The sequence below is a fragment of the Streptomyces sp. S063 genome (assembly GCF_002832675.1).
GTDB classification, from domain to species: Bacteria; Actinomycetota; Actinomycetes; order Streptomycetales; family Streptomycetaceae; genus Streptomyces; species Streptomyces sindenensis.
The window spans coordinates 4,467,593-4,494,475 of sequence record NZ_CP021707.1 but is presented as its reverse complement, the minus strand read 5'-3'; the positions used below and the strand labels follow the sequence as shown (position 1 = coordinate 4,494,475).

Sequence of the window (26,883 nt, the reverse complement as noted above, 5' to 3'; positions counted from 1 at the left end):
TCCGACCCCTTACAGCTTCATCAGGCTGGCGTCGTCGACCGAGGCCGAGTGGCGGGAGCGGAACAACGACACGATGATCGCGAGCCCGACGACGACTTCCGCGGCGGCGACGACCATCGTGAAGAACGCCACGATCTGCCCGTCGAGGTTGCCGTGCATCCGGGAGAACGTGACGAGCGCCAGATTGCACGCGTTCAGCATCAGCTCGATGCACATGAACAGCACGATCACGTTCCGCCGGATCAGCACTCCGGAAGCGCCGATCGCGAACAGCAGGGCCGCGAGATACAGGTAGTTGACCGGGTTCACTGAGCGGCCTCCGAATTCTCCGCCGCGGACGCGGGACCTGCCCCGCGGGTCACGGCGTCCGCGTCCTCACGTCCGAGCCGCTCCCCGGAACGCTGCTCCAGGGCCTTGAGATCGGCGAGGGACTCCTGTGAGACGTCCCGGATCTGACCGCGCTTCCGCAGCGTCTGCATGACGGTGAGCTCGGACGGCGTGCCGTCGGGGAGCAGACCGGGGATGTCCACCGCGTTGTGCCGGGCGTAGACGCCGGGTGCGGGAAGCGGCGGGAGGTGCTTGCCCTCGCGCACGCGCTGCTCGGCCAGTTCCCGCTGGGTCTTGGCCCGTTCGGTGCGCTCGCGGTGCGTCAGCACCATCGCCCCCACGGATGCGGTGATCAGCAGGGCGCCGGTGATCTCGAAGGCGAAGACGTACTTGGTGAAGATGAGGTTGGCGAGTCCCTCGACGTTGCCCCCGTGCCGGGCGTTGGCCGCGCCGAGGCCGTTGAACGTGGAGAGCGAGGCGTTGCCGATGCCCGCGATCAGCAGGATGCCGAACCCGAGGGAGCATCCGGCCGCCAGCCAGCGCTGCCCCTTGAGGGTCTCCTTCAGGGAGTCCTCAGCGGTGACACCGACGAGCATGACGACGAAGAGGAACAGCATCATGATCGCGCCGGTGTAGACGATGACCTGGACGACGCCGAGGAAATACGCCCCGTTGGCGAGGTAGAACACCGCGAGGACGATCATGGTTCCGGCGAGGGAGAGCGCGCTGTGCACGGCCTTCTTCAGCAGGACCGTGGAGAGCGCGCCGATCACGGCGACGGTGCCCAGGATCCAGAACTGGACGGCCTCGCCGGTGGAGGTGGTGGTGGCTGCGGCCAGCGCGTTCACGCGTCCACCCCCTTGTCCTGCCGGGCGTCGGCGGCCCGGGTGGACTCGATGGGGTCCTCGTCGGCCTTGTCGCTCTCGCCCTTGGACACGGCCGTCTGCCGGACGGTGCCGGGGGCGGCCTCGGTGACCACGCCCCGGTAGTAGTCCTGTTCGTCCATGCCGGGGTAGATCGCGTGCGGGCTGTCGACCATGCCCTCCTGGAGCCCCGCGAGCAGCTCGTCCTTGGTGTAGATGAGGCTCTCGCGGGTGGTGTTGGCCAGTTCGAACTCGTTCGTCATCGTCAGCGCCCGGGTGGGGCAGGCCTCGATGCAGAGTCCGCACAGAATGCAGCGCGCGTAATTGATCTGGTACACGCGGCCGTAGCGCTCGCCCGGGGAGTAGCGCTCCTCCTCGGTGTTGTCCGCGCCCTCCACGTAGATCGCGTCGGCGGGACACGCCCAGGCGCACAGCTCACAGCCGACGCACTTCTCCAGGCCGTCCGGGTGGCGGTTGAGCTGGTGTCGGCCGTGGAAGCGGGGCGCCGTCGTCTTCGGCGTCTCCGGATACTGCTCGGTGAGCCGCTTCTTGAACATGGCCTTGAAGGTCACGCCGAAGCCGGCCACGGGGTTCTGGAACTTCTCCTCCGCCGCTCCCGATTCGCCCGAGGACCCAGCGGACCCCGATGAGCCCGTGAGTTCTGGTTTCTCAGACACCGCCGGCCTCCTTTCCGTCACTCGCGTTTCCGTCACTCTGAGTATCCGACCCGCCACTGACAACGAGCTCCCGCTCCCGCCGTGGCCTGCGCCGGGGCACCGGTGGCAGGGTCTGTCCGGGCAGCGGCGGCACCGGATACCCGCCCGCCATCGGGTCGAAGGCGGGCTCGGGTCCGGCCGCTTCCGTCTCGGCCCGCCTCCGCCGGTCGCGGAACATGTCGACGACGAACGAGATCAGCAGGATCGCGATCACGGCCGCGCCGACGTACAGCACGATCCGGGAGAAGTCGTAGCCCTCGTTGCGCAGCGCGCGGACGGTGGCGACGAGCATCAGCCAGACCACGGAGACCGGGATGAGGACCTTCCAGCCGAGCTTCATCAGCTGGTCGTAGCGGACCCGGGGCAGGGTTCCGCGCAGCCAGATGAAGAAGAAGATCAGCGCCTGGAGCTTGAGGAAGAACCAGAGCATCGGCCACCAGCCGTGGTTCGCCCCCTCCCAGAACGCGGAGACCGGGAACGGAGCGCGCCAGCCGCCGAGGAACAGCGTCACCGCGATCATCGACACGGTCACCATGTGGATGTACTCGGCGAGCATGAACATCGCGAACTTGATCGAGCTGTACTCGGTGTTGAAGCCGCCGACCAGGTCGCCCTCGGACTCCGGCATGTCGAACGGCGCCCGGCTGGCCTCACCGACCATGGTCACCATGTAGATGAGGAAGGAGACCGGGAGCAGGATGATGTACCAGCGGTCCGCCTGCGCCTCCACGATCGTCGAGGTCGACATCGACCCGGAGTAGAGGAAGACCGAGGCGAAGGCGGCGCCCATCGCGATCTCGTAGCTGATCATCTGGGCACAGCTGCGGATTCCACCGAGCAGCGGGTACGTCGAGCCCGACGACCAGCCGCCGAGGACGAATCCGTACACGCCGACCGCGCCGACCGCGAGGATGTACAGCGCGGCGATCGGCAGGTCGGTCAGCTGCATCGTGGTACGGGTGCCGAAGATGGAGATCTCGTTGCCGGCCGGCCCGAAGGGGATGACCGCGATCGCCATGAAGGCGGGGATCGCCGCGAGGATCGGGGCGAGGATGTAGACCGCCTTGTCCGAGCCCTTGACGACCACGTCCTCCTTCAGCATCAGCTTGACGCCGTCGGCGAGCGACTGGAGAAGCCCCCAGGGTCCGTGCCGGTTGGGGCCGACGCGCAGCTGCATCCAGGCGACGACCTTGCGCTCCCAGACGATCGAGAAGAGCACGATCAGCATCAGGAACGCGAAGCAGAAGACCGCCTTGACGGCGATGAGCCACCAGGGGTCGGTGCCGAACATCGAGAGATCCTCGGCGGCGAGGACGACGCCCTCGGGCGCCGTCGTGAGTGCGGCGAGGCCAGTCACGCTCGTACCTCCGATGGTTCGACGGGAGCGCCCGGTGCGGCGGCGGGCCCGATCCGCACGAGGCCGCCCGGGTTGACGCCGGTGTCGGCGGGGATGCCGCGTCCCACCGAGTTCAGCGGCACCCAGACCACCCGGTCCGGCATGTCGGTGACCTGAAGGGGCAGTTCGACGGTGCCGACGGGTCCGGTGACGGCGAGCAGGTCGCCGTCCTTCACGCCGGTCTCGGCGGCGGTGACCGCCGAAAGCCGGGCGACGGCCGCGTGCCGGGTTCCGGCGAGCGCGGTGTCGCCCTCCTGGAGCCGGCCGAGGTCGAGCAGCATGCGGTGGCCCGCGAGGACGGCCTCGCCGTCGCCGGGCCGGGGCAGCGGCTGCGCGCCCTCACGCGGGTCGTCCGCGTGGCCGCCCTCCCAGCCGCCGAGCCGGTCCAGCTCGCGGCGGGCGGCGGTCAGGTCCGGGAGCGCGAAGTGCACGTCCATGGCGTCGGCCAGCATGTGCAGCACCCGGGAGTCGGTCGGCGCGAGCGTCCGGGGCATCTGCTCGGGCTTCAGCGCGGCCTGGAACATCCGGACCCGGCCCTCCCAGTTGAGGAAGGTGCCGGACTTCTCGGCGACGGCGGCGACGGGGAAGACCACATCCGCCCGGGCCGTGACCGCGCTCGGCCGCAGCTCCAGGGAGACCAGGAAGCCGACCTCGTTCAGCGCCTGGATGGCGCGGTTCGGGTCGGGCAGGTCCTCGACGCCGACCCCGGCGACGAGCAGCGCGCCCAGTTCGCCGGTGGCCGCGGCCTCGACGATCTGGCCGGTGTCGCGGCCGTGGCGGGAGGGCAGTTCGGCCAGCCGCCACAGCTCCGCGACCTCGTCGCGGGCCCGCGGGTCGGTGGCCGGACGGCCGCCGGGCAGCAGCGAGGGGAGCGCGCCCGCCTCGATCGCGCCCCGGTCGCCCGCCCGGCGCGGAATCCACACCAGACGCGCGCCGGTGGCGGTGGCGGTGCGGATCGCGGCGGACAGCGCGCCGGGCACGCCCGCGAGCCGCTCGCCGACGATGATCAGCGCGTGCTCGGCGCGCAACGCCTCGGCGGCCGCGGCCCCTTCGGCCTCCAGTCCGACGCCGCCCGCGAGCGCGTCCAGCCACTCGGTCTCGGTGCCGGGGGCGGCGGGCAGCAGCGTGCCGCCCGCCTTCACCAGGCCCCGGGTGGCGTGCGAGGCGAGCGCGAACGTCTTCTGGCCGCTCTTGCGGTGGGCCTTGCGCAGCCTGAGGAAGACGCCGGGGGCCTCCTCCTCGGACTCGAACCCGACGAGCAGGACCGCGGGGGCCTTCTCCAGGGCGGTGTACGTGACACCCTCGCCGTCGAGGTCCCGGCCGCGCCCGGCGACGCGGGCGGCCAGGAAGTCGGCCTCCTCGGCGCTGTGGACCCGGGAACGGAAGTCGATGTCGTTGGTGTCGAGGGCGACCCGGGCGAACTTGCTGTACGCGTAGGCGTCCTCGACGGTCAGCCGGCCGCCGGTCAGGACACCGGTGCGGCCGCGGGCGGCGAGGAGTCCGGCCGCCGCGGCTTCCAGCGCCTCGGGCCAGCTCGCCGGTTCCAGTTCGCCGTCGGCGTTGCGGACCAGCGGGGTGGTGAGGCGGTCGCGCTGCTGGGCGTAGCGGAAGCCGAACCTCCCCTTGTCGCAGATCCACTCCTCGTTGACCTCGGGCTCGTTGGCCGCGAGACGCCGCATGACCTTGCCGCGCCGGTGGTCGGTCCGGGTGGAGCAGCCGCCCGAGCACTGCTCGCACACCGAGGGGGTGGAGACCAGGTCGAAGGGGCGGGAGCGGAACCGGTACGCCGCCGAGGTCAGTGCGCCGACCGGGCAGATCTGGATGGTGTTGCCGGAGAAGTACGACTCGAAGGGGTCGCCCTCCCCGGTGCCGACCTGCTGGAGCGCGCCGCGCTCGATCAGCTCGATCATCGGGTCGCCCGCCACCTGGTTGGAGAACCGGGTGCAGCGCGCGCAGAGCACGCACCGCTCGCGGTCCAGCAGCACCTGGGTGGAGATCGGGACGGGCTTCTCGAAGGTCCGCTTCTTCCCCTCGAACCGGGAGTCGGCGCCGCCGTGTGACATCGCCTGGTTCTGGAGCGGGCATTCGCCGCCCTTGTCACAGACGGGGCAGTCCAGCGGGTGGTTGATCAGCAGCAGCTCCATCACGCCCTTCTGCGCCTTCTCGGCGACAGGAGAGGTGATCTGCGACTTGACGACCATGCCGTCGGTGCAGGTGATGGTGCAGGAGGCCATCGGCTTGCGCTGGCCCTCGACCTCGACGATGCACTGGCGGCAGGCGCCGGCCGGGTCGAGGAGCGGGTGGTCGCAGAAGCGCGGGATCTCGATGCCGAGGAGTTCGGCGGCCCGGATGACCAGGGTCCCCTTGGGGACGCTGATCTCGATGCCGTCGATGGTCAGCGTGACCAGGTCCTCGGGCGGAACCGCCGCCTCGCCGCCCCCGGAGGGCGCACTCGTGGTGACTGTCATGCGTTCACCCCCCGGTGAGCGTTCTTGCCGTCGGTGTTCTTGTCGTCGGCCCAGGCCGTGGACCGGGCGGGGTCGAAGGGGCAGCCCTTGCCGGTGATGTGCTGCTCGTACTCCTCGCGGAAGTACTTGAGCGAGGAGAAGATCGGCGAGGCCGCTCCGTCGCCGAGCGCGCAGAACGACTTGCCGTTGATGTTGTCGGCGATGTCGTTGAGCTTGTCGAGGTCGGCCATCTCGCCCCTGCCGGCCTCGATGTCGCGGAGCAACTGGACCAGCCAGTACGTCCCTTCGCGGCAGGGTGTGCACTTGCCGCAGGACTCGTGGGCGTAGAACTCGGTCCAGCGGGTGACGGCCCGCACGACGCAGGTCGTCTCGTCGAAGCACTGGAGCGCCTTGGTGCCGAGCATGGATCCGGCGGCGCCGACGCCCTCGTAGTCGAGGGGGACGTCGAGGTGCTCCTCGGTGAACATCGGGGTGGAGGAGCCGCCCGGGGTCCAGAACTTGAGGCGGTGACCGGCCCGCATGCCGCCGCTCATGTCGAGGAGCTGGCGGAGCGTGATGCCGAGCGGGGCCTCGTACTGGCCGGGGCTGGTGACATGACCGCTGAGCGAGTAGAGCGTGAAGCCCGGGGACTTCTCGCTGCCCATCGACTTGAACCAGTCCTTGCCCTTGTTCAGGATCGCGGGAACCGAGGCGATGGACTCGACGTTGTTCACCACAGTGGGACAGGCGTACAGACCGGCGACCGCAGGGAAGGGGGGCCGCAGCCGGGGCTGGCCACGCCGTCCTTCGAGAGAGTCGAGCAGCGCGGTTTCCTCACCACAGATGTACGCACCCGCGCCCGCGTGCACCGTGAGTTCCAGATCGAGTCCTGAACCCAGGATGTTCGTCCCCAGATAACCCGCCTCGTACGCCTCTCGTACGGCCTCGTGCAGGCGTCGCAGCACGGGGACGACCTCGCCGCGCAGGTAGATGAACGCGTGCGACGAACGGATCGCGTAGCAGGCGATCACGATGCCCTCGATGAGGCTGTGCGGGTTCGCGAAGAGGAGCGGGATGTCCTTGCAGGTCCCCGGCTCCGACTCGTCGGCGTTGACAACCAGATAGTGCGGTTTGCCATCGCCCTGCGGGATGAACTGCCACTTCATCCCGGTGGGGAAGCCCGCGCCACCGCGGCCGCGCAGACCGGAGTCCTTGACGTACGCGATGAGATCGTCGGGCGCCATGGCCAGCGCCTTGCGCAGCCCTTCGTAGCCCTCGTGGCGGCGGTAGGTGTCCAGCGTCCAGGACTCGGGCTGGTCCCAGAAGGAGGAGAGGACGGGGGCGAGCAGCTTCTCGGGGCTCGTCCCGTTGTGGTCGATCTCGGCGGCCAAGGTCATCACTCCCCCTCCTCGGCTGCGGGCCCGGCCGGGTGCTCCGGGTCGGAGGCCGAGGTCTGCTGCGGTGCGTCGTGCGAGCTGAGGCGCTCGGCCGGCGACGGATCGTGGACCTGCGCGTCGTGCCCCTGACCGCCCTGGGGCTGTCCGGCGCGCGGGGAGACCACGCGTGCCTTGGGGAGCGCTTCGCCCTTGGCGAGCTTCAGCCCGATCAGGGAGGCGGGGCCCGCGCCACCGGTGGCCTCGACGGCGCCGGGGCGCTCGTCGGGGAAGCCGGCGAGGATGCGGGCGGTCTCCTTGTACGAGCAGAGAGGGGCACCCCGGGTCGGCTCGACGGTCCGGCCGGCGATCAGGTCGTCGACGAGCTGTGTGGCGCTCTCGGGCGTCTGGTTGTCGAAGAACTCCCAGTTGACCATCACGACGGGCGCGAAGTCGCAGGCGGCGTTGCACTCGATGTGCTCGAGGGTGACCTTGCCGTCCTCGGTGGTCTCGTTGTTGCCGACCCCGAGGTGCTCCTTGAGCGTGTCGAAGATGGCGTCGCCGCCCATGACCGCGCACAGGGTGTTGGTGCAGACGCCGACCTGGTAGTCACCGCTCGGCCTGCGCCGGTACATGGAGTAGAAGGTGGAGACGGCGGTGACCTCGGCGGTGGTGAGGTCGAGCGTCTCGGCGCAGAAGGCGATGCCCGTACGGGAGACGTAGCCCTCCTCGGACTGCACGAGGTGCAGCAGCGGCAGCAGGGCGGAGCGGCTGCCGGGGTAGCGGGCGAGCACCTCCTTGGCGTCCGCGTCGAGCCGGGCGCGCACCTCGGCCGGGTAGGGGGTGGCGGGGAGCTGCGGCATCCCCAGACTGACGTCTTGGCGTGAGGTGGTCACCGGTCGACGCCTCCCATCACGGGGTCGATGGACGCGACGGCGACGATGACGTCGGCGACCTGGCCGCCTTCGCACATCGCCGCCATGGCCTGCAGGTTGGTGAAGGACGGGTCGCGGAAGTGGACCCGGTAGGGGCGGGTGCCACCGTCGGAGACGACGTGCACGCCGAGTTCGCCCTTGGGGGACTCGACGGCGGTGTACGTCTGTCCGGCGGGCACCCGGAAGCCCTCGGTCACCAGCTTGAAGTGGTGGATCAGGGCTTCCATGGAGGTGCCCATGATGTTGCGGATGTGGTCGAGCGAGTTGCCGAGACCGTCGGGGCCGAGCGCGAGCTGGGCGGGCCAGGCGATCTTCTTGTCGGCGACCATGACCGGCCCGGGCTCCAGACGCTCGATGCACTGCTCGATGATCCGCAGCGACTGGCGCATCTCTTCCAGCCGGATGAGGAAGCGTCCGTAGGAGTCGCAGGTGTCGGCGGTGGGGACCTCGAAGTCGTAGGTCTCGTAGCCGCAGTACGGGTCAATCTTGCGCAGGTCGTGCGGGAGGCCGGCGGAGCGCAGCACCGGGCCGGTGGCGCCGAGCGCCATGCAGCCGGCGAGGTCGAGGTAGCCGACGTCCTTCATCCGGGCCTTGAAGATGGGGTTGCCGGTGGCGAGCTTGTCGTACTCCGGCAGGTTCTTCTTCATGGTCTTGATGAACTCGCGCAGCTGGTCGACCGCGCCCGGGGGCAGGTCCTGGGCGAGGCCGCCGGGGCGGACGAACGCGTGGTTCATGCGCAGTCCGGTGAACAGCTCGAAGAGATCGAGAACCAGTTCACGATCGCGGAAGCCGTAGATCATGATCGTGGTCGCGCCGAGCTCCATGCCACCGGTGGCGATGCAGACCAGGTGCGAGGAGAGCCGGTTGAGCTCCATCAGCAGCACGCGGATGACGGTGGCCCGGTCGGGGATCTGGTCCTCGATGCCGAGGAGCTTCTCGACGCCCAGGCAGTACGCCGTCTCGTTGAAGAACGGCGTCAGGTAGTCCATGCGCGTGACGAAGGTGGTGCCCTGTGTCCAGTTGCGGAATTCGAGGTTCTTCTCGATGCCCGTGTGGAGATAGCCGATGCCGCAGCGGGCCTCGGTGACGGTCTCGCCGTCGATCTCCAGGATGAGGCGGAGCACGCCGTGCGTGGACGGGTGCTGGGGGCCCATGTTGACGATGATGCGCTCGTCGTCGGACTTCACCGCGGATTCGACGACCTCGTCCCAGTCGCCGCCGGTGACGGTATATACAGTCCCCTCGGTCGTGGCGCGAGGTGTTGCGTGGGGAGTGGTCATCAGCTGTACGACCTCCGCTGGTCCGGAGCCGGGATCTGGGCGCCCTTGTACTCGACGGCGATGCCGCCGAGCGGGTAGTCCTTGCGCTGCGGGAAGCCCTGCCAGTCGTCCGGCATCATGATCCGGGTCAGGGCCGGGTGCCCGTCGAAGATGAGCCCGAAGAAGTCGTAGGCCTCGCGCTCGTGCCAGTCGTTGGTCGGGTAGACCTCGACGAGCGACGGGATGTGCGGGTCGCTGTCCGGGGCGGACACCTCCAGCCGGATGAGCCGGCCGTGGGTGAGCGAGCGCAGGTGGTAGACGGCGTGCAGCTCGCGGCCCTTGTCGCCCGGGAAGTGGACGCCGCTCACGCCCGTACAGAGTTCGAAGCGCAGGGCGGGGTCGTCGCGCAGGGTGCGGGCGACCTGGAGCAGGTGCTCGCGGGCGATGTGGAAGGTCAGCTCGTCGCGGTCGACGACGGTCTTCTCGATGGCGTTCTCGGGGAGCAGGTCCTGTTCCTCCAGGGCCCCTTCGAGCTCGTCGGCCACCTCGTCGAACCAGCCGCCGTAGGGCCGGGAGGCGGCTCCCGGCAGGGTGACGGTGCGGATGAGACCGCCGTAGCCGGAGGTGTCGCCGCCGTTGTTCGCGCCGAACATGCCCTTGCGGACGCGGATGACCTCGCCGCCGGTGTCGCGCGGGGCGGGTACGGCGTTGCCGTTCTGTCCCTCGCCGTGGGTGTGGTCGCTCACCGCAGCAGCCCCTTCATCTCGATCAGGGGCAGTGCCTTGAGGGCCGCTTCCTCGGCCTCGCGGGCGGCCTCCTCCGCGTTGACCCCGAGCTTGCCGTCCTGGATCTTCTGGTGGAGCTTGAGGATGGCGTCCAGCAGCATCTCGGGACGGGGCGGACAACCCGGCAAATAGATATCTACCGGAACAATGTGATCAACACCCTGCACAATGGCGTAATTGTTGAACATGCCGCCAGATGACGCGCAAACCCCCATGGAGATGACCCACTTGGGATTCGGCATCTGGTCGTAGACCTGCCGCAGGACGGGCGCCATCTTCTGGCTCACCCGGCCCGCGACGATCATCAGGTCCGCCTGTCGCGGCGATCCGCGGAAGACCTCCATCCCGAACCGGGCCAGGTCGTAGCGGCCCGCGCCGGTCGTCATCATCTCGATGGCGCAGCAGGCCAGTCCGAACGTGGCCGGGAAGACGGAGGCCTTCCGCACCCAGCCCGCGGCCTGTTCGACCGTGGTCAGGACGAAGCCGCTCGGCAGTTTCTCTTCGAGTCCCATGGTGTGCCCCTCAGCCCCTCAGTCCCATTCCAGGCCGCCGCGCCGCCACACATACGCGTAGGCGACGAAGACGGTGAGCACGAAGAGCAGCATCTCCACGAGCCCGAAGATCCCCAGGGCGTCGAAGGAGACCGCCCAGGGATAGAGGAAGACGATCTCGATGTCGAAGACGATGAAAAGCATCGCCGTCAGGTAGTACTTGATGGGAAAACGGCCGCCTCCGGCCGGAGTCGGGGTGGGTTCGATACCGCACTCGTACGCTTCGAGCTTTGCCCGGTTGTAGCGCTTGGGGCCGATAAGCGTGGCCATGACCACGGAGAAGATCGCAAACCCTGCCCCGAGGGCGCCGAGCACGAGGATGGGCGCGTAGGCATTCACGCTCCTCGCTCCTTCCAGTCGTCCTTGACCTTTGGACCGCATCGGGCGACCGGCTCGCCACCTCACCAAGATCGTGCACATGTGAGGCAGTTCACAAGCCCGACTGCCCCGCATCCTATGCCCGGTCCCCTGTGATCTGCGACACGGGGTACGCCAACGAGTTTGTGATCTCCACCACCTGACGAACGATCATGAAGTCGTATGAGCGGTGATCTTCGTACGCGAAGCGGCCGAGTGATCACGAGACGTGACATTCGATGGTGTCACCGCTGGTCAAAGGTGTGCCGCGCTATCAATGGACGGCCTGTACAAGCAAATTGGCGGCGGACGCCCCTGAAGTGATAAAGGGTCCCGTTCCCTTCGAGGCTCACCCGGACGAGGGGTGACCGGGACCGAAGGGGACATGTGCGCGCATTCACGAACTTCCGGAACGGGCGCTTCGGGAGCCTTCGGAGAGGGGCCCGGGTCGGGATCCGAAGAGCGCGCGCCGGAGCACGTGCCCTCGGACCCGTCCACGCGCATCGCGCCCGCGAGGGTTGCCTGTGACGACACACGCACTCTGTGACCTGCGCCACCCTCCGCCTCGCGTCAGGAAACCGGGCTTGGCCATCGGTGTGAACGGATGGTAAGCGACGGGCAATTCGGGCGTATTACCGAAAGGCAGTGATCACGGGCCTGATCACGACTGCCCGATTTGCCCGTTACGGCGTCAATAAAGGGCCCCAGAAAGCGGATTCACAGATTCCGAACGTAACTGTGTCGCAACACACGTTTCTTGATGGGACCCCTACAGCCCTGATAGCGCTAGTACCCATGTCCCACACCGCTCACATACCCAGCCACCGGAAGCCCCGTCAGCGCGCCTCGAAGTCGGCACTGCGGGCCGGAGTTGCCGGTGGCTTCCTCAGCACCATCGCGGTCGCGGGTGCCGCCGGTCCGGCCCAGGCCGAGCCGGTGACCCAGACGATCGAGATGCCCACGATCACGGACGGCCTCTCCACCGCTGTCGCCGCCTCCGCCCAGGCGACGCAGCAGGTCGCCCTCGACCTGGAGATCCAGGCCAGCGAGGACGCCGCCGCCGAGAAGGCCGCGAAGACGGCCAAGAAGGCCCACGCCGAGGCCGTTCGCAAGGCCGAGGCCAAGAAGAAGGCCGAAGCCGCCGCGAAGGCCCAGGCCGAGGCGGAGGCCCAGGAGCGCGCCGAGCGCGCCTCCCGGACCTCCGAGCGCACGACGCTCAGCGCCTCCTCCGGCTCCTCGGACTCCGGAAGCTCCGCCTCCGCCTCCGCCCCGTCCTCGTCTTCTTCGTCGAACGTGAGCGGTTCCGCCGCCTCCATCGTGGCGTTCGCCAAGGCCCAGGTCGGCGACGCGTACGTCTCCGGCGGCACCGGCCCGAACGCGTGGGACTGCTCGGGCCTCGTCCAGGCCGCCTACCGCACGGCGGGCATCGACCTGCCGCGCGTCTCGCAGTCCCAGTCGACCGCGGGCACCCAGGTCTCCCTGGACAACCTCCAGCCCGGCGACATCCTGTACTGGGGCGGCGCGGGCAGCGCGTACCACGTGGCGATCTACGTCGGTGGCGGCGAGTTCGTCGGCGCGCAGAACTCCAGCACCGGCACGGTGCAGCGCTCCCTGGACTACGACCGGCCGACCGGCGCGGTCCGCGTTCTCTGAATCACCACCGCCCCCGGGCGCCCCTGTTCACCGCTGAGAGCCGCCGCTCCCCCGCTCGGGGGCGGCGGCTCTTCGCCGTCGTCGCGGCGACGAGCAGCGCCGCGACCATCAGCAGGGCGCTCACCCCGGCCGGCGCCCGGTGGCCGAACCCCGCGTCCAGGGCCAGGCCGCCCGCCCACGGGCCCACCGTCGCGCCCAGGTTGAACGCGGTCGTCGAGAAGGCACCCGCCAGCGTCGGGGCTCCTGGGGCGAGCCCCAGGACCCGGGTGATCAGGGCGGTGCCGGTACCGAAGGCGAGCAGGCCGAGCAACGGGACCAGGGCGAGGGTGAGCACCGGGCTGCCCGCCGCCAGGGCCAGCGCCGCCCAGCCGACGGCGAGAGCGGCCATGCCCGTGGCGACGACGGCGACCGGGCGGGCGTCGGCGAACCGGCCGGCCACCGTGACCCCGGCGAACGCCCCCGCCCCGAAGAGCGCCAGGGCCACCGGCACCCATCCCGCGCCCAGCCCCGTCTCCCGGGTGAGGAGCGGCTCCAGGTAGGAGAACGTGCAGAAGGTCGCCCCCTGCACCAGGGCCATCGTGAGCAGGACCCGCCGCAGCCGGGGGCCCGTCAGGACGCGCAGTTCGTCGCGTACGGATACGGAAGCGGCCTCGGGGGCGGGAGTGGCCTCGGAGACGGGAGCCGTGCCCGCGTCCGTACCACCCCGCGCACGCCGGTCGCCCCGGCCGCCCGGGATGGTCCGCAGGACCGCGAGGAAGGCGGGCAGGGAGACGATCGCGACCGCCCAGAAGGCCGACCGCCATCCCCACCGCTCACCCAGCACCGCGCCGGCCGGTACGCCCACCACGCAGGCGACCGTCACGCCGCCGACCACCACGGCGGTGGCCCGGCCCTTCAGCCGGTCGGGGACCATCGCGACGGCGGTGCTCAGCGCGACCGCCCAGAACCCCGCGTTGGCGAGGGCCCCGACGAAACGGCTCGCGAGGAGTACCCCGTAACCGGGGGTGAGAGCGCCGACGGCATGGACGGCGACGAACACCGCGAGGAAGAGGAGCAGCGCGCGGCGGCGCGGCCAGGCGCGGCTGAACAGCGCCATGAGGGGTGCGCCGACGACCATGCCGACGGCGAACGCGGAGGTGAGGAGGCCGGCGGCGGAGAGGGAGACGTCGAGGTCGGCGGCGATGCCGGAGAGAAGTCCGGACAGCATGAACTCGGAGGTGCCCTGGGCGAAGACCGCGAGCCCGAGGACGTAGACGGCGAATGGCATGGGTGAGTAGCCCCTTGGACGGAACCGTCGGATGGACAGACAGACCGGGTGCGGGGATACGGGCCGCGCGGACGGCCGCGCCGGAGGTCCGGCGGGGCGGCGCGAAGAAGTGCCCGGCGGTGATCGGCCGGTGGCACGAATTCCGCGTACGGCGGTGCTTCAGCACATACGCGAGGGGGAACGGCCCGTGCCCGCGGTGATCCGGCGGGCGTGGAACCGTGACGGAGGGGCCGGTGACCCGGGAGGGGTCAGTCGGCGGAGCTCAGCACGGGCACGGCCACCGGCGCACCGGTGGCCGGAGTCTGTCCGACTCGGGGCTCGTCATGGGCGAGATCCTACCGGCGGCGGGGGCGGCGGTTCGGGCGTTCCTGCTCCCGGGCGGAGGTGGTGGGCGCGGGGAGCGCGTCGTAGGCGGCGTCGAAGTCCTCGTCGTCGTCCGGCGCGGTCAGGTCCACGGCGAAGCGGGGCTCCAGGAAGAGGTCCTGGTGCTGGGGCAGGGAAGCGGTGGTCATGGCTGTCTGTCCTTCGGGGTCGAGCAGCGCTGTAGCGGCTTGTTCCGTGCCCCGCAGGCCTGCGTTCGATAAAGGGGTGCGATATATGAGGGTGCGATATGGGGGTGCGTCAAAGAGAGTGGCACGCACCGCGCGCCGCCACGGCCGGCCCGGGCCACCGACGGGCCCGGCAGGCGCGCAAATCATCGCACACGATCACCTGGCGGGCCGAGGATTAAGACCTGTGGTCCGGATCAGAGGACGACACGGAAGTGGGTGGTCAGCCGCCGGTCCTCGCCCAGGACGTGGAAGGCCAGGCCGGGCGGCTGGTCCCGGTCGGCGGGCCGCCCGCATCAGGAGTGCTGTCGGCCGAGGACGACCCGGGCGTACGGCTGGTCGCGGCGCCGGCGCGCGACGCGGCCACAAGGCCCCCACCTGGGCCACGGACAGGGCCGACCACTCCCCTGGATTCGGAACCGGCGGTGCGGCGGGCGGAACGAAACCGCCCGACCGCACCGGTCGTGGCTTCCGTCGGGCCTTCGGAGCCACCTCCGACAGGCCGTTTCAGGCCTTCGGGGCCACCTTCGACAGCCCGTTGATGATGCGGTCCATCGCGTCGCCGCCCTGCGGGTCGGTGAGGTTGGCGAGCATCTTGAGCGTGAACTTCATCAGCAGCGGGTGGGTCAGGCCGCGCTGGGTGGCGACCTTCATGACCTTCGGGTTGCCGATCAGCTTCACGAAGGCGCGGCCCATCGTGTAGTAGCCGCCGTAGGTCTCCTTGAGCACCTTCGGGTAGTTGTTCAGGGCCAGTTCGCGCTGGGCGGGGGTGGCGCGGGCGTGCGCCTGGACGATGACGTCGGCCGCGATCTGGCCGGACTCCATGGCGTACGCGATGCCCTCGCCGTTGAACGGGTTGACCATGCCGCCCGCGTCGCCGACGAGGAGGAGGCCCTTGGTGTAGTGCGGCTGGCGGTTGAAGGCCATGGGGAGGGCCGCGCCCCGGATGGGCATGGTCATGTTCTCGGGGTGTAGCCCCAGTCCGCCGGCATCGAGGCGCACCAGGCCTTGAGGACCTCGCGCCAGTCCAGCTCCTTGAAGGCGGAGGAGGAGTTGAGGATGCCGAGGCCGACGTTGGAGGTGCCGTCGCCCATGCCGAAGATCCAGCCGTAGCCGGGCAGCAGCCGGTCCTCGGCGCCGCGCCGGTCCCACAGCTCCAGCCAGGACTCCAGGTAGTCGTCGTCGTGGCGGGGCGAGGTGAAGTACGTACGGACGGCGACGCCCATGGGGCGGTCGTCGCGGCGGTGCAGGCCCATGGCGAGGGAGAGCCGGGTGGAGTTGCCGTCGGCGGCGACGACGAGCGGGGCGTGGAAGGTGACCGGGGTCTTCTCCTCGCCGATCTTCGCCTCGACGCCGGTGATGCGGCCCGTGCGCTCGTCGCGGATGGGGGCGCCCACGTTGCAGCGCTCGTACAGGCGGGCACCGGCCTTCTGCGCCTGGCGGGCCAGCTGCTCGTCGAAGTCGTCGCGCTTACGGACCAGCCCGTAGTCCGGGTAGGAGGCCAGATCCGGCCAGTCGAGCTGGAGGCGGACGCCGCCGCCGATGATGCGCAGGCCCTTGTTGCGCAGCCAGCCCGCCTCTTCGGAGATGTCGATCCCCATGGCGACGAGCTGCTTGGTGGCGCGGGGCGTGAGCCCGTCGCCGCAGACCTTCTCGCGGGGGAAGGCGGTCTTCTCCAGCAGCAGGACGTCGAGTCCGGCCTTGGCGAGGTAGTAAGCGGTCGTGGAGCCGGCAGGGCCCGCTCCGACGACGATGACATCCGCGCTGTGCTCGGAGAGGGGCTCGGTCACGGTCGGATCTCCCGAAGACTCGAATTCGCGTGCCGCGCGGCACATGTCCCGTGCAGTCTATGGGGGCCTGCGAAACAACCCTCCGAAGGGCTCCCTCATGTCGATCGCGCCTGCCACGCCCCACGCTTCGGCCCCCACCGTACGCCTCCGTGTTCCGACCGACGAGGACGCCCTGACCTGGTACCGGGTCTTCGACGACCCCGAGGTGATGGAGTTCTTCGGGGGCCGACGGGCGGACTTCTCCGTCTACGAGGAGCTCACCGCCCGCCAGCGCCGCCACGACGCCGAGCTCGGCTACTGCCTGTGGACGCTCACGGACGAGGCGGACACCGTCCTCGGCTTCACCGGGGCGCAGCCGTGGCCGCACACGCATTACGGGCCGGTCGGCGCGATCGAGATCGGCTGGCGGCTCGGGCGTACGGCCTGGGGGCGCGGGTACGCCACCGCCGCCGCCCGCGCCACGCTGGAGCGGGTGCGGGCGGCCGGGGTGGACGAGGTGGTCGCGATGATCCACTCCCGTAACGCCCGGTCGATGGCGGTGGCGGAGCGGCTCGGGATGCGGCGCGCGGAGTCGTACGACACCCCGCGCGGCCAGGAGGCGGTCTGCTTCCGGCTGGAGCTGTGAGGCCCCGGAGGTGACTCAGGGCCTGTCGTTCGGATCAGGCCGGATCAGGGAGCGGGGTCCGGTGCGTGCAGCTGCAAGGCGGAGGAGGGAGTCACTGCGGAGCATTGGCGACCGACGACAACGCCGCAGATGTGCGTGCCGGGGCCCGCGAGCCCGGCCCGATCCGAACGACAGACCTAGGCGCGGGTGGCCCGGTGCAGGGCCACCACGCCGCCGGTCAGGTTGCGCCACGCGACCTTCGACCAGCCCGCGTTCTGGAGCAGTGCGGCGAGGGCGGGCTGGTCGGGCCAGTCGCGGATGGACTCGGCGAGGTAGACGTACGCGTCCGGGTTGGACGACACCGCGCGGGCGGCCGGCGGGATCGCCCGCATCAGGTACTCCGTGTAGACCGTGCGGAACGGGGTCCAGGTCGGCTGGGAGAACTCGCAGATCACGACCCGGCCGCCGGGCTTCGTCACCCGGTACAGCTCGCGCAGGGCGACATCGGTGTCCTGGATGTTGCGCAGCCCGAAGGAGATCGTGACGGTGTCGAACGTCTCGTCCTTGAACGGCAGCCTCATCCCGTCGCCCGCCGTGAACGGCATCCACGGGTGGCGCTCCTTGCCGACCTTGAGCATCCCGAGAGAGAAGTCGCACGGTACGACGTAGGCGCCCGCCTTCACGAAGGGCTGCGAGGAGGTCGCCGTACCGGCCGCCAGGTCGAGGATCTTCTGCGCGGGGCGGGCGTCGACCGCCGCCGCGACCGCCTTGCGCCACAGCCGGGCCTGGCCGAGCGAGATCACGTCGTTGGTCAGGTCGTAGTTGGCCGCCACCCCGTCGAACATCGAGGCGACTTCGTGCGGCTGCTTTTCCAGGGAGGCTCGGGTCACCCTTCCATTCAAGCAGCCGCGCCACCGGTATCAGTGAGGGCGGTCGCCCGCGATGGCCACGCGCCTGCCGGAACAGCAGGCGCGGGAGCCCCAGCCGGTGAGACGGCTCCGACGGGTACGTGGACGGGGCCAGGGCCGGGGCCGGGCCGGCACGCCCAACCGTCTCGAACTGATCTTCACTCCTCTTCAACCTTTTCGGCACACGGGTGCTCTGTAACGGGTGGGGGTCGAGGAGAGAGAGGGGAGGGCGGATGCCGGCAGGGGCTCAGCCCGCCATGGCGGACGGCGAGCGCGCCGCGTTCGAGGCGTACGCCAGGACCGGGCAGCGCCGGCTGTACCGGACGGCCTACCTGCTGTGCGGAGACACCGAGGGCGCACAGGACCTGACGCAGACGACGCTCGCCAAGCTGTTCCAGCACTGGCGCAGGGCGAGCCGGGCGGACAACCTCGACGCCTACGCCAAGACCGTGCTGGTGCGCACCTTCGTGGCCGAACGCCGCCGCTCCGTACGGGACCTGCTCGCCCACAACCGCAACGTGCCCCGCCCGCACCCCAATCCCGCGCCGGGCGCCGACCTCCGGGTCACCCTGCTCGCGCTCCTCGCCGAACTCCCGCCCCGGGCAAGGGCGATGGTCGTCCTGCGCTACTGGGACGATCTGAGCGTGGCGACCGTGGCGTCGCTGCTGCGGTGCAGCGAGTCCACGGTGAAGAGCCAGTGCTCGCGTTCGCTCGTCCGCCTGCGCGCCCGGATGGGCGACGTCCAGCTCTACTCCACCGGAAGCTGAGGGCCGGTCATGACCCCTGAACCGCACGAGCACCTGCCGCGCCCCCGCCGTGGCGAAGAACCGGGCCGGGCCGAAGAACAGGTCCGGGACGAGGAGCCGGGCCGGGACGAGGAGTTGTTCCGGGACGCCCTGCACCGGACCGTCGGCGCCCTGTCCCTCCAGCCCGATCTGGTGTCCGACGCCGTACGGGAGGGCCACCGGCGGCGGTCCAGGAGCCGGGGGTTCGCGGTCGCGGGCACCTTCGTCGCGGTCACCGCGCTGACCCTGGGGCTCTCCGCTCTCGGCCCCCGGCTGCTGCCGGGACCGGACACGGGGCCCGCCGCGCCCTCGGTACCGACCGTCTCCCGGCCCGCCCCTCCCCCCGCCGCCGCCTCACCCACCCCGTCCCCCCGACCTACGGAGCAACCCCCCGACATGCCGAGCCCCACCACCCCCGTGCCGACGGAGTCCGAGGCCGTGCCGCCCGCGCCCCCCGGGCCGCCCACGCCCTCCCTGTCGGTCCCGCCCGGGCCCGGCCCCGAGGAGACCCGCCGCCCGGAGGGCCGCTCGTGACGCGCCGCCGCACGACCGGCACGCTGCCGCCCCCGTACGGGGAACCGGTCCGCGACGAGGACACGTTCCGGCTGCGCGTACCGCCGCCCCGGGCCTGGCCGGTCCCCGCTCCCCGGTCCCGGGCGGCGGCGCGGTCGCGGGTGCGACGGCGGCAGCGGAGCAGGCGGCGGGTCCTCGCGCTGGCCGTGCTGGCACTCGCGGTGGCGGCGGGCGCGGCGCTCCTCGTCGGCCGCCCCTGGCTCCACGGGGGCGGCCCGGCCGACGCGGCCCCGTCCCGTACCGCCCCGGCGGGCGGACCGGACAACGCGTCGGAGCCGCTGGAGGACGCCCCCGAGCCCACTCCCCCGCCGGCTCCGACGCCGTCCGCCTCGGCCGATGCGGACGCGGACACGGACGGGTCCCGGGAAGGTGACGCCCTCGGCCCCGAGGACATCCCCGCCTCGGGCCCCGGGACCTTCACCGTGGCCCGTGCGGGCGTCACGTCGAAGGGCAGGGGCAGCGCCTACCGGGTCGAGGTGGAGAACGGCATCGGCGTCGACCCCGACCGGGCCGCCGAGGACATCGCCGCGATCCTGGCCGACCCGCGCGGCTGGAGTCACGGCGGTGACCGCTCGTTCCGCCAGGTCGCCGACGGATCGGCCGGGCTGGTGATCCGGATCGCGACCCCGGCGACCACGGACCGGATGTGCGGCGCCTACGGCCTGAACACGCGCGGCGAGGTCAACTGCCGGGGCGGCGAGAAGGTGATGGTCAACCTGAAGCGCTGGCAGCTCGGTTCACCGCAGTTCGACGGGCCCGTCTCCGAGTACCGGGCGCTGATCGTGAACCACGAGGTCGGCCACTGGCTGGGGCGCGGCCATGAGACCTGCCCGGGGAAGGGGCGTCCCGCGCCCGCGATGATGCAGCAGATCAACGGGCTGAAGGGCTGCGTCGCCAACGCCTGGCCGTACGACGCGAAGGGGCGCTACCTGGGCGGCCCGAAGGTGCCGTGAGCCCGACCCGTACGGAGGCGGCCTCAGCGGACGCGGTGCACCAGCCGCCCCGCGAGCACGGTCGCCACGCAGGGCCGGGGCCCTCCCCCGTACAGCGCCGCCTCGTCGGGCACGTCGAAGACGGCGAGGTCGGCCCGGCCGCCCGCGGTCAGCGGTCCGTGCGCCGTACGGGCCAGGTCGCCGCCCGCCGCGAAGGGGTCCAGGTCCGGCACGCCTTCGCGTACGAGCGGCGGCTCTCCGGGTAGGGCAGCGACCCGGACCAGCCCCGACCGGGAGACGGCCGCCCGCAGCGCCGGGTCGTCCGCGCCGAACGGGCCCGCCACATGCGTGGTGCCGTGCCGCAGCATCCGCTGGAGCCCGCGCCGTACGCTGCCGGCCCGCCGGGTCGCGTCCATCGTCGTCGCCAGCCGTTCGAAGTCCTCGCCCCACAGCGGGAGTTCGCCCAGCGCGCCGGCCTCGCGCGGGTCCGGGTGATAGCAGCGGGTGAGGAGCTCCCGAGCCCGGTCCTGGCGCAGTCCGGGGGCGATGAGGCCGGGCCAGCGGCGGACGCGGGCGGCCGGGTGCGCGGCGACGACCTCTCCGTACGGACCGAGGGCGGCGATCCGGTCGCCGTCCACCGCGACCGCACCGTCCACCACGGCCGCCGCGCCCACCGGGAGGACCAGGGGCGCGGCATGGATCGTCAGCACGGGGCGAGGGCCTAGTTGGCGTTGAGGAGCTTCAGCTCCGGGTGGGCCGTGCCGCCCTCGATCGCGGTGGACGAGATGTGCGAGACGACGCGCTCGTCGACCGGGTCGTTCGCCGGGTCGTCGTGCACGACGAGGTGCTCGTACGTCGTGGCGCGCTGGGCCGGGACCCGGTCCGCCTTGCGGATCAGGTCGATGATCTCCAGCCGGTTGGAGCGGTGCTTGGCGCCTGCCGAGGAGACGACGTTCTCCTCCAGCATGATCGAGCCGAGGTCGTCCGCGCCGTAGTGCAGCGACAGCTGGCCGACCTCCTTGCCGGTGGTGAGCCAGGAGCCCTGGATGTGGGCGACGTTGTCGAGGAAGAGCCGGGCGATCGCGATCATCCGCAGGTACTCGAAGAGCGTGGCCTGCGTGCGGCCCTTCAGCTTGTTGTTCTCCGGCTGGTAGGTGTACGGGATGAAGGCGCGGAAGCCGCCGGTGCGGTCCTGGACGTCCCGGATCATCCTCAGGTGCTCGATGCGCTCGGCGTTGGTCTCGCCCGTGCCCATCAGCATGGTGGAGGTCGACTCGACGCCGAGGCCGTGGGCGATCTCCATGATCTCCAGCCAGCGCTCGCCGGACTCCTTGAGCGGGGCGATGGCGGTGCGCGGCCGGGCCGGCAGCAGCTCGGCGCCCGCGCCGGCGAAGGAGTCGAGCCCGGCGGCGTGGATGCGGCTGATGGCCTCCTCGGCGGAGACCTTGGAGATCCGGGCCATGTGCTCGATCTCGGAGGCACCGAGCGAGTGGATGACCAACTGCGGGTACGCCTTCTTGATCGCGGAGAAGTGCTCCTCGTAGTACTCCACGCCGAAGTCCGGGTGGTGGCCGCCCTGGAACATGATCTGGGTGCCGCCCAGCTCCACGGTCTCCGCGCAGCGGCGCAGGATGTCGTCGAGGTCGCGGGTCCAGCCCTTGTCGGTGGCCTTGGGCGGGGCGTAGAAGGCGCAGAACTTGCAGGCCGTGACGCACACGTTGGTGTAGTTGATGTTGCGCTCGATGATGTACGTCGCGATGTGTTCCGTACCGGCGTAGCGGCGGCGGCGTACGGCGTCGGCGGCGGCGCCCAGCGCGTGCAGCGGCGCGGACCGGTAAAGGTCGAGCGCCTCCTCCGGGGTGATCCGACCGCCTTCGGCGGCTCGGTCGAGGACGGGCTGAAGGTCGGCCTTCTCGGTCACCGGGCTGTCACCTTTCGGCGGTTTTTTGAGGATCCACGGACCGATCCAGCGTACGCCAGCCCCTTGCGCGATCAGTCGCCGGACCGGGTGAGCTTCCCGTACGGGAGACCCGCGGCGCGTTCCTTCGAGCGGTAGTCCAGGGTGCCGTCCTCCGCGAGGCGGAAGACCAGATCGGCCTCGGTGGTGGTGCACAGGCCGGGAGTGCTCGGGCGGTCCGGGTCGGTGGCCTCGCGGATGTTCAGCTCCTTCGCGGTGCCGGAGGTGAGAGTGCCGACGCTGTTGCAGGTGACGGTGATGCCGAGCTGGGAGATGGTCGTGCTCATCCGGACGACCCGCTCCCCGCGCTTCCCCTCGGTGAAGACGGCGGTGAGCGTGCCGTGGGGCTGACCGGTGGTCTTCTCGGTGACCGGCCCCTTCCACGTGCCGACGTACGCCTTCGGCAGGGCGGTCGCCGAGGGCTCGCTCCCGTCGTCGTCGGACTCGGCGGGCGTCGGCTTCTCCCCCGCCGGCGGGGAGGCGGTGGAGGTCGCGGACGGCGGGTTCGCCGCGCTGTCGTTGCCCTGGTCGGCGTCGCCGCCCGGGAGGAGCCCGTCGAGCACACCCGTGCCGAGGGTGACGGCGGCGAGCGCGCCCGCCACGGCCAGGGCGACGGTGCAGCTGACCCGGCGGCCGCGCCGCTCGCCGGGGGTCCGCCGGTTCTCGGCGCTGACGGTCAGGGAGAGGCGGGGGTCGCCGCCGCGCTGCCCCGGCAGCCCGCTCCCGCCGTGGCCGCCGTGCGCACCGCCGCCGTCCTGCCGGTAGGTCCCGGCGTGCGTGGGGAGCGGGGGCGCGGTGGGCTTCGCGCGCGGAGGCGTCGGGGGCGGCGGAGGGGGCGGCGTCCCATAGGCGTCGTCCTGCGGATGCGGCGTCCCGTACACGTCGTCCTGGGGGTGCGGCGCCCGGAACGGCACGTCCTGGGACGCCTGCTGGGGCGCTTCCTGGGGGGCTTCCCGCAGGGCTTCCGCCGGATGGGGTGTCCTGTTCGGCGCTTCCTGTGAGGCTTCCCGTGGACGCGGTGTCCCGTAGGCCGCTTCCTGCGGGTTCGCGGCGGGCGGGCCGAATTCCCCGGCCCGCCCCGGTGCGGCCTCCCCCGGCCGGGGCCGCGGGCCGGGCCCCGGCCCCATCCCCGCCCCCAGCGACGCGCTGCTGAACGGCACGGGCCCCGACTGCACCGGGGCGTCCTGCGGCTCCAGGTCCAGCAGCGCCACCGCCGACCGGCTCACCTCGCGCACCAGCCGGCCCGGTAGCCAGCCGCCCGCCACCATCGCCGCCGCCCCGCCGGGGGCGAGCGCCCGGGCGAGCTCGGCCGGGGCGGGCCGGTCCCCCGGGTTCTTGGCGAGGCAGCCCGCGACCACCTCGCGCAGCTCGCCCTCCAGATCGCCCAGTTCGGGTTCCTCGTGGACCACCTTGTAGAGGAGTACGGCGGAGGAGTCGCCCGGGAAGGGTGCGGCACCCGTCGCCGCGTACGCCAGGACCGCGCCCAGCGAGAAGACGTCGGCCGCGCCGGAGACGTCCCGGCCCCGGATCTGCTCGGGCGCCATGTAACCGGGCGAGCCGACGGAGACCCCGGTGGAGGTGAGGGAGACGGTCGCGCCCAGGGCCCGCGCGATGCCGAAGTCGATGAGGCGGGGGCCGTCGAGGGCGAGCAGCACGTTGGAGGGCTTCACATCACGGTGGACGATCCCCTGCCCGTGGACGACGGCGAGCGCCTCGGCCAGGCCCGCGCCCAGGGTGCGTACCGCGTGTTCGGGCAGCGGGCCGTGCTCGGTGATCGCCTGGGAGAGCGGGGGGCCCGCGACGTAACCGGTGGCGACCCATGGCACCGGGGCGTCCGGGTCGGCGTCCAGGACCGGGGCCGTCCACTGGGCGCCGATGCGGCGGGCGGACTCCACCTCGCGCCGGAACCGGGCGCGGAACTGCTCGTCGAGGGCGAAGTGGGGGTGGACCACCTTGACCGCGACCGTACGTCCGCCCGCGCTGCGGCCGAGATAGACCCGGCCCATCCCGCCCGCGCCGAGCCTGCCGAGCAGCCGGTAGGCACCGATGGTGTGCGGTTCGCCCGCTTCCAGCGGCTGCATATGGACTCCCCCTGTGAACCCTGTGATCCCTGCGGACGGTGAAACCGTGGACGGTAATCCTGTGGTCGGCCCGGACCCGGACCGAAGCCTAGGGGCCGCCACCGGCGTGGTCACCGGGAAACGGCCGGACCATTCCCCCTTCTCCGGTCAGGAGGGGATCTTTTCGCCCCGGGGAAAGGCGCGAATGTGTTGTTCCGCAGCCCACCATTCACTGCCCCGCGCGCCTATCCGGCAGACCTGTTCCGGGAAGGGGATAAGGGAATTCCTTCCTTTCCCGGGTGGGGCCGCCGACTTCAGCCGCCGAGCAGCTCCACCCGGACGTCCGCCGGGTAGCCGGTGTCCGCGCCCGTACGGCGGGCGAACTCGCGGACACCGGCCAGCTGGTCCGGGCCGAAGCGGAAGTCGAGCGTCGTGAAGTACTGCTCCAGCACCTTCGCGTCGAAGGCCTCCCAGCGGGCCGCCTGCTCCGCGACCTTGGTGACCTCCTCCAGGGAAAGGTCCCGGGAGGCCAGGAACGCCTGGTGGACCTGGGCCGCCCGCTCGGGGTGCGCGGCGAGGAAGTCCTTGCGGGCCGCCCAGACGGCGAAGACGAACGGCAGCCCCGTCCACTCCTTCCACATCTGGCCCAGGTCGTGGACCTGGAGCCCGAGCCGGGGGGCGTCGTGCAGATTGGCGCGCAACGCGGCGTCGCCGATCAGCACGGCGGCGTCCGCCTCCTGCATCATCAGGCCCAGGTCCGGCGGGCAGGTGTAGTAGTCGGGCCGGACGCCGTAGCGCTCGGCCAGCAGCAGCTGCGCCAGCCGCACCGAGGTGCGGGAGGTCGAGCCGAGCGCCACCCGGGCCCGGTCGAGCTGCTCCAGCGGGAGCTGGGAGACGATCACGCAGGACATGACGGGTCCGTCGCAGCCGACCGCGATGTCGGGGAAAGCCACCAGGTCGTCGGCGTTGCGCAGGTACTCCACGAGGGTGACCGGACCGATGTCCAGGTCTCCCCTGATCAGCTGCTCGCTGAGCCGCTCCGGGGTGTCCTTGGAGAGCTCCAGGTCGAGCAGGGTTCCCGTCCGCGCCAGGCCCCAGTAGAGGGGGAGGCAGTTCAGGAACTGGATGTGGCCGACGCGGGGCCGGCTGCGACGGTCGTCGTCGCCTTCGCGGGGGGAGACGGTTGAATTGTCCACATCGCGAGGCTAGACCCGCGTCCGGCAACGAGCACGACCGGGGCCCGCGCACCCTTTCGCCGCGCCCCGCTCCGGAGACCTTCCGGGGCCCTCCCGGGGCCCCTTCCCGAGGTCCTTTCCCGGGGCCCGTCCCGGGGCCCTTCCGCAGCGCTTCCCAGGACGCTTCCGGGGGCCTCTCGCCGGGCGCCCGACGGGCCGATCAAACCTTCGGGTGAAGTGATCTTTCCCTCTACCGCTCTCCGGAGACTGCGTGCTAGGCTCGCCCGCAAGTTGCAGTTTGGTTTCCCTTGCAGTACAGAGCCTGCGGAGCATGTAACCCGCAGGCTTTTGTAGTTTTCAGACTTGTTTGCAGGTTCTGGAGCAGGGCAACCCTTTGGCCCAAGGAGGGCTTATGGCTACCGGAACCGTCAAGTGGTTCAACGCTGAAAAGGGCTTCGGCTTCATCGCCCAGGACGGCGGCGGCCCGGATGTCTTCGTTCACTACTCCGCGATCAACGCGTCCGGGTTCCGCTCCCTCGAGGAGAACCAGGTCGTGAACTTCGACGTCACTCAGGGGCCCAAGGGCCCGCAGGCTGAGAACGTCACCCCGGCCTAGTTGCCCGGGTCGGTCGATCGCGGCCGCACATAGCAGTACCCAAGGAGCCCCGCTCCCCCGCTTCGGCGGAGGAACGGGGCTCCTGCCTGTATACGGCCCGGGGCGGCCGGAGCCGCTGGATGTCGGCCTTGACCTTGACACCGTGTGAGGCGGTGCAGTGGGAGCCATCATGTTCACCATCGGAGACTTCGCCAGGTACGGGCGGGTGTCGCCCCGGATGCTGCGTCATTACGACGCCATCGGGCTGCTGCGCCCGGCCCGCACCGACCCCGCCACCGGCTACCGCCTCTACGGCGCGGCCCAGCTCGCCCGGCTCAACCGGATCATCGCGCTCAAGGACCTCGGCTTCACGCTCCAGCAGGTGGGGGCGGTCCTGGACGAGCAGGTGGGCCCGGAGCAGCTGCGCGGCATGCTGCGGCTGCGCCGGGCGGAGCTGGCGGAGGCGGCGGCAGCGGCGACGGCGCGGCTGGCCCGGGTCGAGGCGAGGCTCCGGTCGATCGAGAGCGAGGGGCACATGCCTGCCGACGACGTCGTGATCAAGACCGTTCCGGCGGTCCGGGTGGCCGAGCTGACCGGGACGGCCGCGAGCTACCAGCCGGAGGACATCGGGCCGGTGATCGGCCCGCTGTACGAGCGGCTCTTCCCGCTCCTGGAGGGCGCGGGCGTCCGGCCCACCGGCCCCGGGATCGCCCGGTACGAGGACGAGCCCGGGGGTGGCGGCGGGATCGTCGTGCACGCCGGGGTGACCGTGTCGGCGCCGGTGGGCACGGTCGGGGACACGGGGGTGCGGGTGGTGGAGCTGCCGGCGTTCGAGGCGGCGACGATCGTGCACCGGGGCGCGATGGACGACGTGCTGCCGGCGGCCAACACCCTGGCCCGCTGGCTGGAGGCCAACGGCTACCGCTCCACGGGGTACGCCCGCGAGGTCAACCTGGAGTGCCCGCCCGACCGGGAGCAGTGGGTGACGGAGCTTCAGGAGCCGGTGGCGAAGGTCTAAGACGCGGTG

25 protein-coding genes and 2 pseudogenes are annotated in these 26,883 nt (G+C 71.2%); 7 read left to right on the top strand and 20 right to left on the bottom strand.

Annotated elements, in window-relative coordinates:
- Nucleotides 1-9: 9 nt before the first annotated feature.
- From nuoK to CCZ36_RS20810, 11 genes are read right to left on the bottom strand one after another with little or no spacing between them, the layout of a single operon-like run.
- A complete protein-coding gene (nuoK, locus tag CCZ36_RS20860; protein WP_015610624.1) occupies nucleotides 10-309 on the bottom strand; it encodes an NADH-quinone oxidoreductase subunit NuoK in 300 nt (99 codons plus the stop codon).
- On the bottom strand, nucleotides 306-1,175 hold the full coding sequence (locus CCZ36_RS20855) for an NADH-quinone oxidoreductase subunit J (protein ID WP_069736392.1): 870 nt from the start codon (nucleotides 1,173-1,175) through the stop codon (nucleotides 306-308). Before CCZ36_RS20855 ends, nuoK begins: the two co-directional genes overlap by 4 nt.
- Nucleotides 1,172-1,867, bottom strand: coding sequence for an NADH-quinone oxidoreductase subunit NuoI (gene nuoI, locus CCZ36_RS20850; RefSeq protein ID WP_069736391.1), 696 nt, complete (start codon nucleotides 1,865-1,867; stop codon nucleotides 1,172-1,174). Before nuoI ends, CCZ36_RS20855 begins: the two co-directional genes overlap by 4 nt.
- A complete protein-coding gene (nuoH, locus tag CCZ36_RS20845; protein WP_069736390.1) occupies nucleotides 1,860-3,263 on the bottom strand; it encodes an NADH-quinone oxidoreductase subunit NuoH in 1,404 nt (467 codons plus the stop codon). Before nuoH ends, nuoI begins: the two co-directional genes overlap by 8 nt.
- Nucleotides 3,260-5,770, bottom strand: a complete 2,511-nt coding sequence (locus CCZ36_RS20840) for an NADH-quinone oxidoreductase subunit G (RefSeq protein WP_128818332.1) — start codon at nucleotides 5,768-5,770, stop codon at nucleotides 3,260-3,262. Before CCZ36_RS20840 ends, nuoH begins: the two co-directional genes overlap by 4 nt.
- The gene (gene nuoF / locus CCZ36_RS20835; RefSeq protein ID WP_176734703.1) at nucleotides 5,767-7,149 is read right to left on the bottom strand and encodes an NADH-quinone oxidoreductase subunit NuoF; all 1,383 of its coding nucleotides are present in this window, start codon (nucleotides 7,147-7,149) and stop codon (nucleotides 5,767-5,769) included. The genes CCZ36_RS20840 and nuoF overlap by 4 nt, the downstream gene beginning before the upstream one ends.
- A complete protein-coding gene (gene nuoE, locus CCZ36_RS20830; RefSeq protein ID WP_006126798.1) occupies nucleotides 7,146-7,985 on the bottom strand; it encodes an NADH-quinone oxidoreductase subunit NuoE in 840 nt (279 codons plus the stop codon). The genes nuoF and nuoE overlap by 4 nt, the downstream gene beginning before the upstream one ends.
- A 29-nt stretch (nucleotides 7,986-8,014) precedes the next feature.
- Nucleotides 8,015-9,337, bottom strand: a complete 1,323-nt coding sequence (locus tag CCZ36_RS20825; RefSeq protein WP_128818331.1) for an NADH-quinone oxidoreductase subunit D — start codon at nucleotides 9,335-9,337, stop codon at nucleotides 8,015-8,017.
- Nucleotides 9,337-10,062: an NADH-quinone oxidoreductase subunit C gene (locus CCZ36_RS20820; protein ID WP_128818330.1), complete on the bottom strand. Its 726-nt coding sequence runs from the start codon at nucleotides 10,060-10,062 to the stop codon at nucleotides 9,337-9,339. Before CCZ36_RS20820 ends, CCZ36_RS20825 begins: the two co-directional genes overlap by 1 nt.
- Nucleotides 10,059-10,613 carry a NuoB/complex I 20 kDa subunit family protein gene (locus CCZ36_RS20815; RefSeq protein WP_006126795.1) on the bottom strand — a complete coding sequence of 185 codons (555 nt, stop codon included), beginning with the start codon at nucleotides 10,611-10,613 and terminating at the stop codon, nucleotides 10,059-10,061. Before CCZ36_RS20815 ends, CCZ36_RS20820 begins: the two co-directional genes overlap by 4 nt.
- 18 nt (nucleotides 10,614-10,631) lie before the next feature.
- Nucleotides 10,632-10,991 carry an NADH-quinone oxidoreductase subunit A gene (locus CCZ36_RS20810; RefSeq protein WP_003967084.1) on the bottom strand — a complete coding sequence of 120 codons (360 nt, stop codon included), beginning with the start codon at nucleotides 10,989-10,991 and terminating at the stop codon, nucleotides 10,632-10,634.
- Between the two features lie 813 nt (nucleotides 10,992-11,804).
- On the opposite strand from CCZ36_RS20810, the gene CCZ36_RS20805 reads away from it, so the two are divergent.
- Nucleotides 11,805-12,662 (top strand): C40 family peptidase, encoded by an 858-nt coding sequence (locus CCZ36_RS20805; protein ID WP_069736385.1) that lies wholly within the window; start codon nucleotides 11,805-11,807, stop codon nucleotides 12,660-12,662.
- Nucleotide 12,663: 1 nt separating this feature from the next.
- Here CCZ36_RS20805 and CCZ36_RS20800 read toward each other — a convergent pair whose 3' ends face one another.
- The 4 genes and pseudogenes from CCZ36_RS20800 to CCZ36_RS20790 all read right to left on the bottom strand — a co-directional run bounded on the left by CCZ36_RS20800 (nucleotide 12,664) and on the right by CCZ36_RS20790 (nucleotide 16,267).
- Complete coding sequence (locus tag CCZ36_RS20800) at nucleotides 12,664-13,929, bottom strand: Cmx/CmrA family chloramphenicol efflux MFS transporter (protein ID WP_069736384.1); 1,266 nt, start codon at nucleotides 13,927-13,929, stop codon at nucleotides 12,664-12,666.
- 335 nt (nucleotides 13,930-14,264) lie between these two features.
- Nucleotides 14,265-14,441 (bottom strand): hypothetical protein, encoded by a 177-nt coding sequence (locus tag CCZ36_RS34840; protein ID WP_164873533.1) that lies wholly within the window; start codon nucleotides 14,439-14,441, stop codon nucleotides 14,265-14,267.
- A gap of 233 nt (nucleotides 14,442-14,674) precedes the next feature.
- Nucleotides 14,675-14,767: pseudogene (locus CCZ36_RS35855) on the bottom strand (phosphodiesterase); the annotation flags it as partial.
- A 217-nt stretch (nucleotides 14,768-14,984) separates the two neighbouring features.
- A pseudogene (locus CCZ36_RS20790) lies at nucleotides 14,985-16,267 on the bottom strand (geranylgeranyl reductase family protein).
- Between the two features lie 97 nt (nucleotides 16,268-16,364).
- Between CCZ36_RS20790 and CCZ36_RS20785 the strand changes: the two are divergent.
- On the top strand, nucleotides 16,365-16,892 hold the full coding sequence (locus CCZ36_RS20785) for a GNAT family N-acetyltransferase (protein WP_128818329.1): 528 nt from the start codon (nucleotides 16,365-16,367) through the stop codon (nucleotides 16,890-16,892).
- 176 nt (nucleotides 16,893-17,068) lie between these two features.
- Here the strand turns inward: CCZ36_RS20785 and CCZ36_RS20775 are convergent, their stop codons facing one another.
- Nucleotides 17,069-17,761: a demethylmenaquinone methyltransferase gene (locus tag CCZ36_RS20775; RefSeq protein WP_069736380.1), complete on the bottom strand. Its 693-nt coding sequence runs from the start codon at nucleotides 17,759-17,761 to the stop codon at nucleotides 17,069-17,071.
- 275 nt (nucleotides 17,762-18,036) lie between these two features.
- On the opposite strand from CCZ36_RS20775, the gene CCZ36_RS20770 reads away from it, so the two are divergent.
- The 3 genes from CCZ36_RS20770 to CCZ36_RS20760 are packed head-to-tail and all read left to right on the top strand — an operon-like array spanning nucleotide 18,037 to nucleotide 20,090.
- On the top strand, nucleotides 18,037-18,546 hold the full coding sequence (locus tag CCZ36_RS20770; RefSeq protein WP_128819651.1) for a SigE family RNA polymerase sigma factor: 510 nt from the start codon (nucleotides 18,037-18,039) through the stop codon (nucleotides 18,544-18,546).
- A gap of 9 nt (nucleotides 18,547-18,555) precedes the next feature.
- A complete protein-coding gene (locus tag CCZ36_RS20765; protein ID WP_079134341.1) occupies nucleotides 18,556-19,098 on the top strand; it encodes a hypothetical protein in 543 nt (180 codons plus the stop codon).
- Nucleotides 19,095-20,090 (top strand): DUF3152 domain-containing protein, encoded by a 996-nt coding sequence (locus tag CCZ36_RS20760; RefSeq protein ID WP_128818328.1) that lies wholly within the window; start codon nucleotides 19,095-19,097, stop codon nucleotides 20,088-20,090. Before CCZ36_RS20765 ends, CCZ36_RS20760 begins: the two co-directional genes overlap by 4 nt.
- 23 nt (nucleotides 20,091-20,113) lie before the next feature.
- On the opposite strand, the gene CCZ36_RS20755 is transcribed toward CCZ36_RS20760, so the two are convergent.
- From CCZ36_RS20755 to CCZ36_RS20740, 4 genes are all read right to left on the bottom strand, one after another.
- Nucleotides 20,114-20,779, bottom strand: coding sequence for an imidazolonepropionase-like domain-containing protein (locus CCZ36_RS20755; protein WP_069740698.1), 666 nt, complete (start codon nucleotides 20,777-20,779; stop codon nucleotides 20,114-20,116).
- An 11-nt stretch (nucleotides 20,780-20,790) separates the two neighbouring features.
- Nucleotides 20,791-21,990, bottom strand: coding sequence for a cyclic dehypoxanthinyl futalosine synthase (gene mqnC / locus CCZ36_RS20750; RefSeq protein ID WP_010060965.1), 1,200 nt, complete (start codon nucleotides 21,988-21,990; stop codon nucleotides 20,791-20,793).
- A gap of 71 nt (nucleotides 21,991-22,061) precedes the next feature.
- Nucleotides 22,062-24,107, bottom strand: a complete 2,046-nt coding sequence (locus CCZ36_RS20745; protein ID WP_128818327.1) for a serine/threonine-protein kinase — start codon at nucleotides 24,105-24,107, stop codon at nucleotides 22,062-22,064.
- A 293-nt stretch (nucleotides 24,108-24,400) separates the two neighbouring features.
- Nucleotides 24,401-25,282, bottom strand: coding sequence for a menaquinone biosynthetic enzyme MqnA/MqnD family protein (locus tag CCZ36_RS20740; protein ID WP_069740582.1), 882 nt, complete (start codon nucleotides 25,280-25,282; stop codon nucleotides 24,401-24,403).
- A gap of 391 nt (nucleotides 25,283-25,673) precedes the next feature.
- On the opposite strand from CCZ36_RS20740, the gene CCZ36_RS20735 reads away from it, so the two are divergent.
- Both CCZ36_RS20735 and CCZ36_RS20730 read left to right on the top strand, forming a co-directional pair.
- Nucleotides 25,674-25,877 carry a cold-shock protein gene (locus CCZ36_RS20735; protein ID WP_003967102.1) on the top strand — a complete coding sequence of 68 codons (204 nt, stop codon included), beginning with the start codon at nucleotides 25,674-25,676 and terminating at the stop codon, nucleotides 25,875-25,877.
- Between the two features lie 169 nt (nucleotides 25,878-26,046).
- Nucleotides 26,047-26,874, top strand: a complete 828-nt coding sequence (locus CCZ36_RS20730; protein WP_069740581.1) for a MerR family transcriptional regulator — start codon at nucleotides 26,047-26,049, stop codon at nucleotides 26,872-26,874.
- Nucleotides 26,875-26,883 lie beyond the last annotated feature (9 nt).

Excerpts from the sequence above, each read along its gene's own strand:
- CCZ36_RS20840 (WP_128818332.1), bottom strand. The coding sequence starts at position 5,770 with ATGACAGTCACCACGAGTGCGCCCTCCGGGGGCGGCGAGGCGGCGGTT.
- nuoE (WP_006126798.1), bottom strand. The coding sequence starts at position 7,985 with ATGCCGCAGCTCCCCGCCACCCCCTACCCGGCCGAGGTGCGCGCCCGG.
- CCZ36_RS20825 (WP_128818331.1), bottom strand. The coding sequence starts at position 9,337 with ATGACCACTCCCCACGCAACACCTCGCGCCACGACCGAGGGGACTGTA.
- CCZ36_RS20815 (WP_006126795.1), bottom strand. The coding sequence starts at position 10,613 with ATGGGACTCGAAGAGAAACTGCCGAGCGGCTTCGTCCTGACCACGGTC.
- CCZ36_RS20805 (WP_069736385.1), top strand. The coding sequence starts at position 11,805 with ATGTCCCACACCGCTCACATACCCAGCCACCGGAAGCCCCGTCAGCGC.
- CCZ36_RS20800 (WP_069736384.1), bottom strand. The coding sequence starts at position 13,929 with ATGCCATTCGCCGTCTACGTCCTCGGGCTCGCGGTCTTCGCCCAGGGC.
- CCZ36_RS34840 (WP_164873533.1), bottom strand. The coding sequence starts at position 14,441 with ATGACCACCGCTTCCCTGCCCCAGCACCAGGACCTCTTCCTGGAGCCC.
- CCZ36_RS20785 (WP_128818329.1), top strand. The coding sequence starts at position 16,365 with ATGTCGATCGCGCCTGCCACGCCCCACGCTTCGGCCCCCACCGTACGC.
- CCZ36_RS20770 (WP_128819651.1), top strand. The coding sequence starts at position 18,037 with ATGGCGGACGGCGAGCGCGCCGCGTTCGAGGCGTACGCCAGGACCGGG.
- CCZ36_RS20765 (WP_079134341.1), top strand. The coding sequence starts at position 18,556 with ATGACCCCTGAACCGCACGAGCACCTGCCGCGCCCCCGCCGTGGCGAA.
- CCZ36_RS20745 (WP_128818327.1), bottom strand. The coding sequence starts at position 24,107 with ATGCAGCCGCTGGAAGCGGGCGAACCGCACACCATCGGTGCCTACCGG.
- CCZ36_RS20735 (WP_003967102.1), top strand. The coding sequence starts at position 25,674 with ATGGCTACCGGAACCGTCAAGTGGTTCAACGCTGAAAAGGGCTTCGGC.
- CCZ36_RS20730 (WP_069740581.1), top strand. The coding sequence starts at position 26,047 with ATGTTCACCATCGGAGACTTCGCCAGGTACGGGCGGGTGTCGCCCCGG.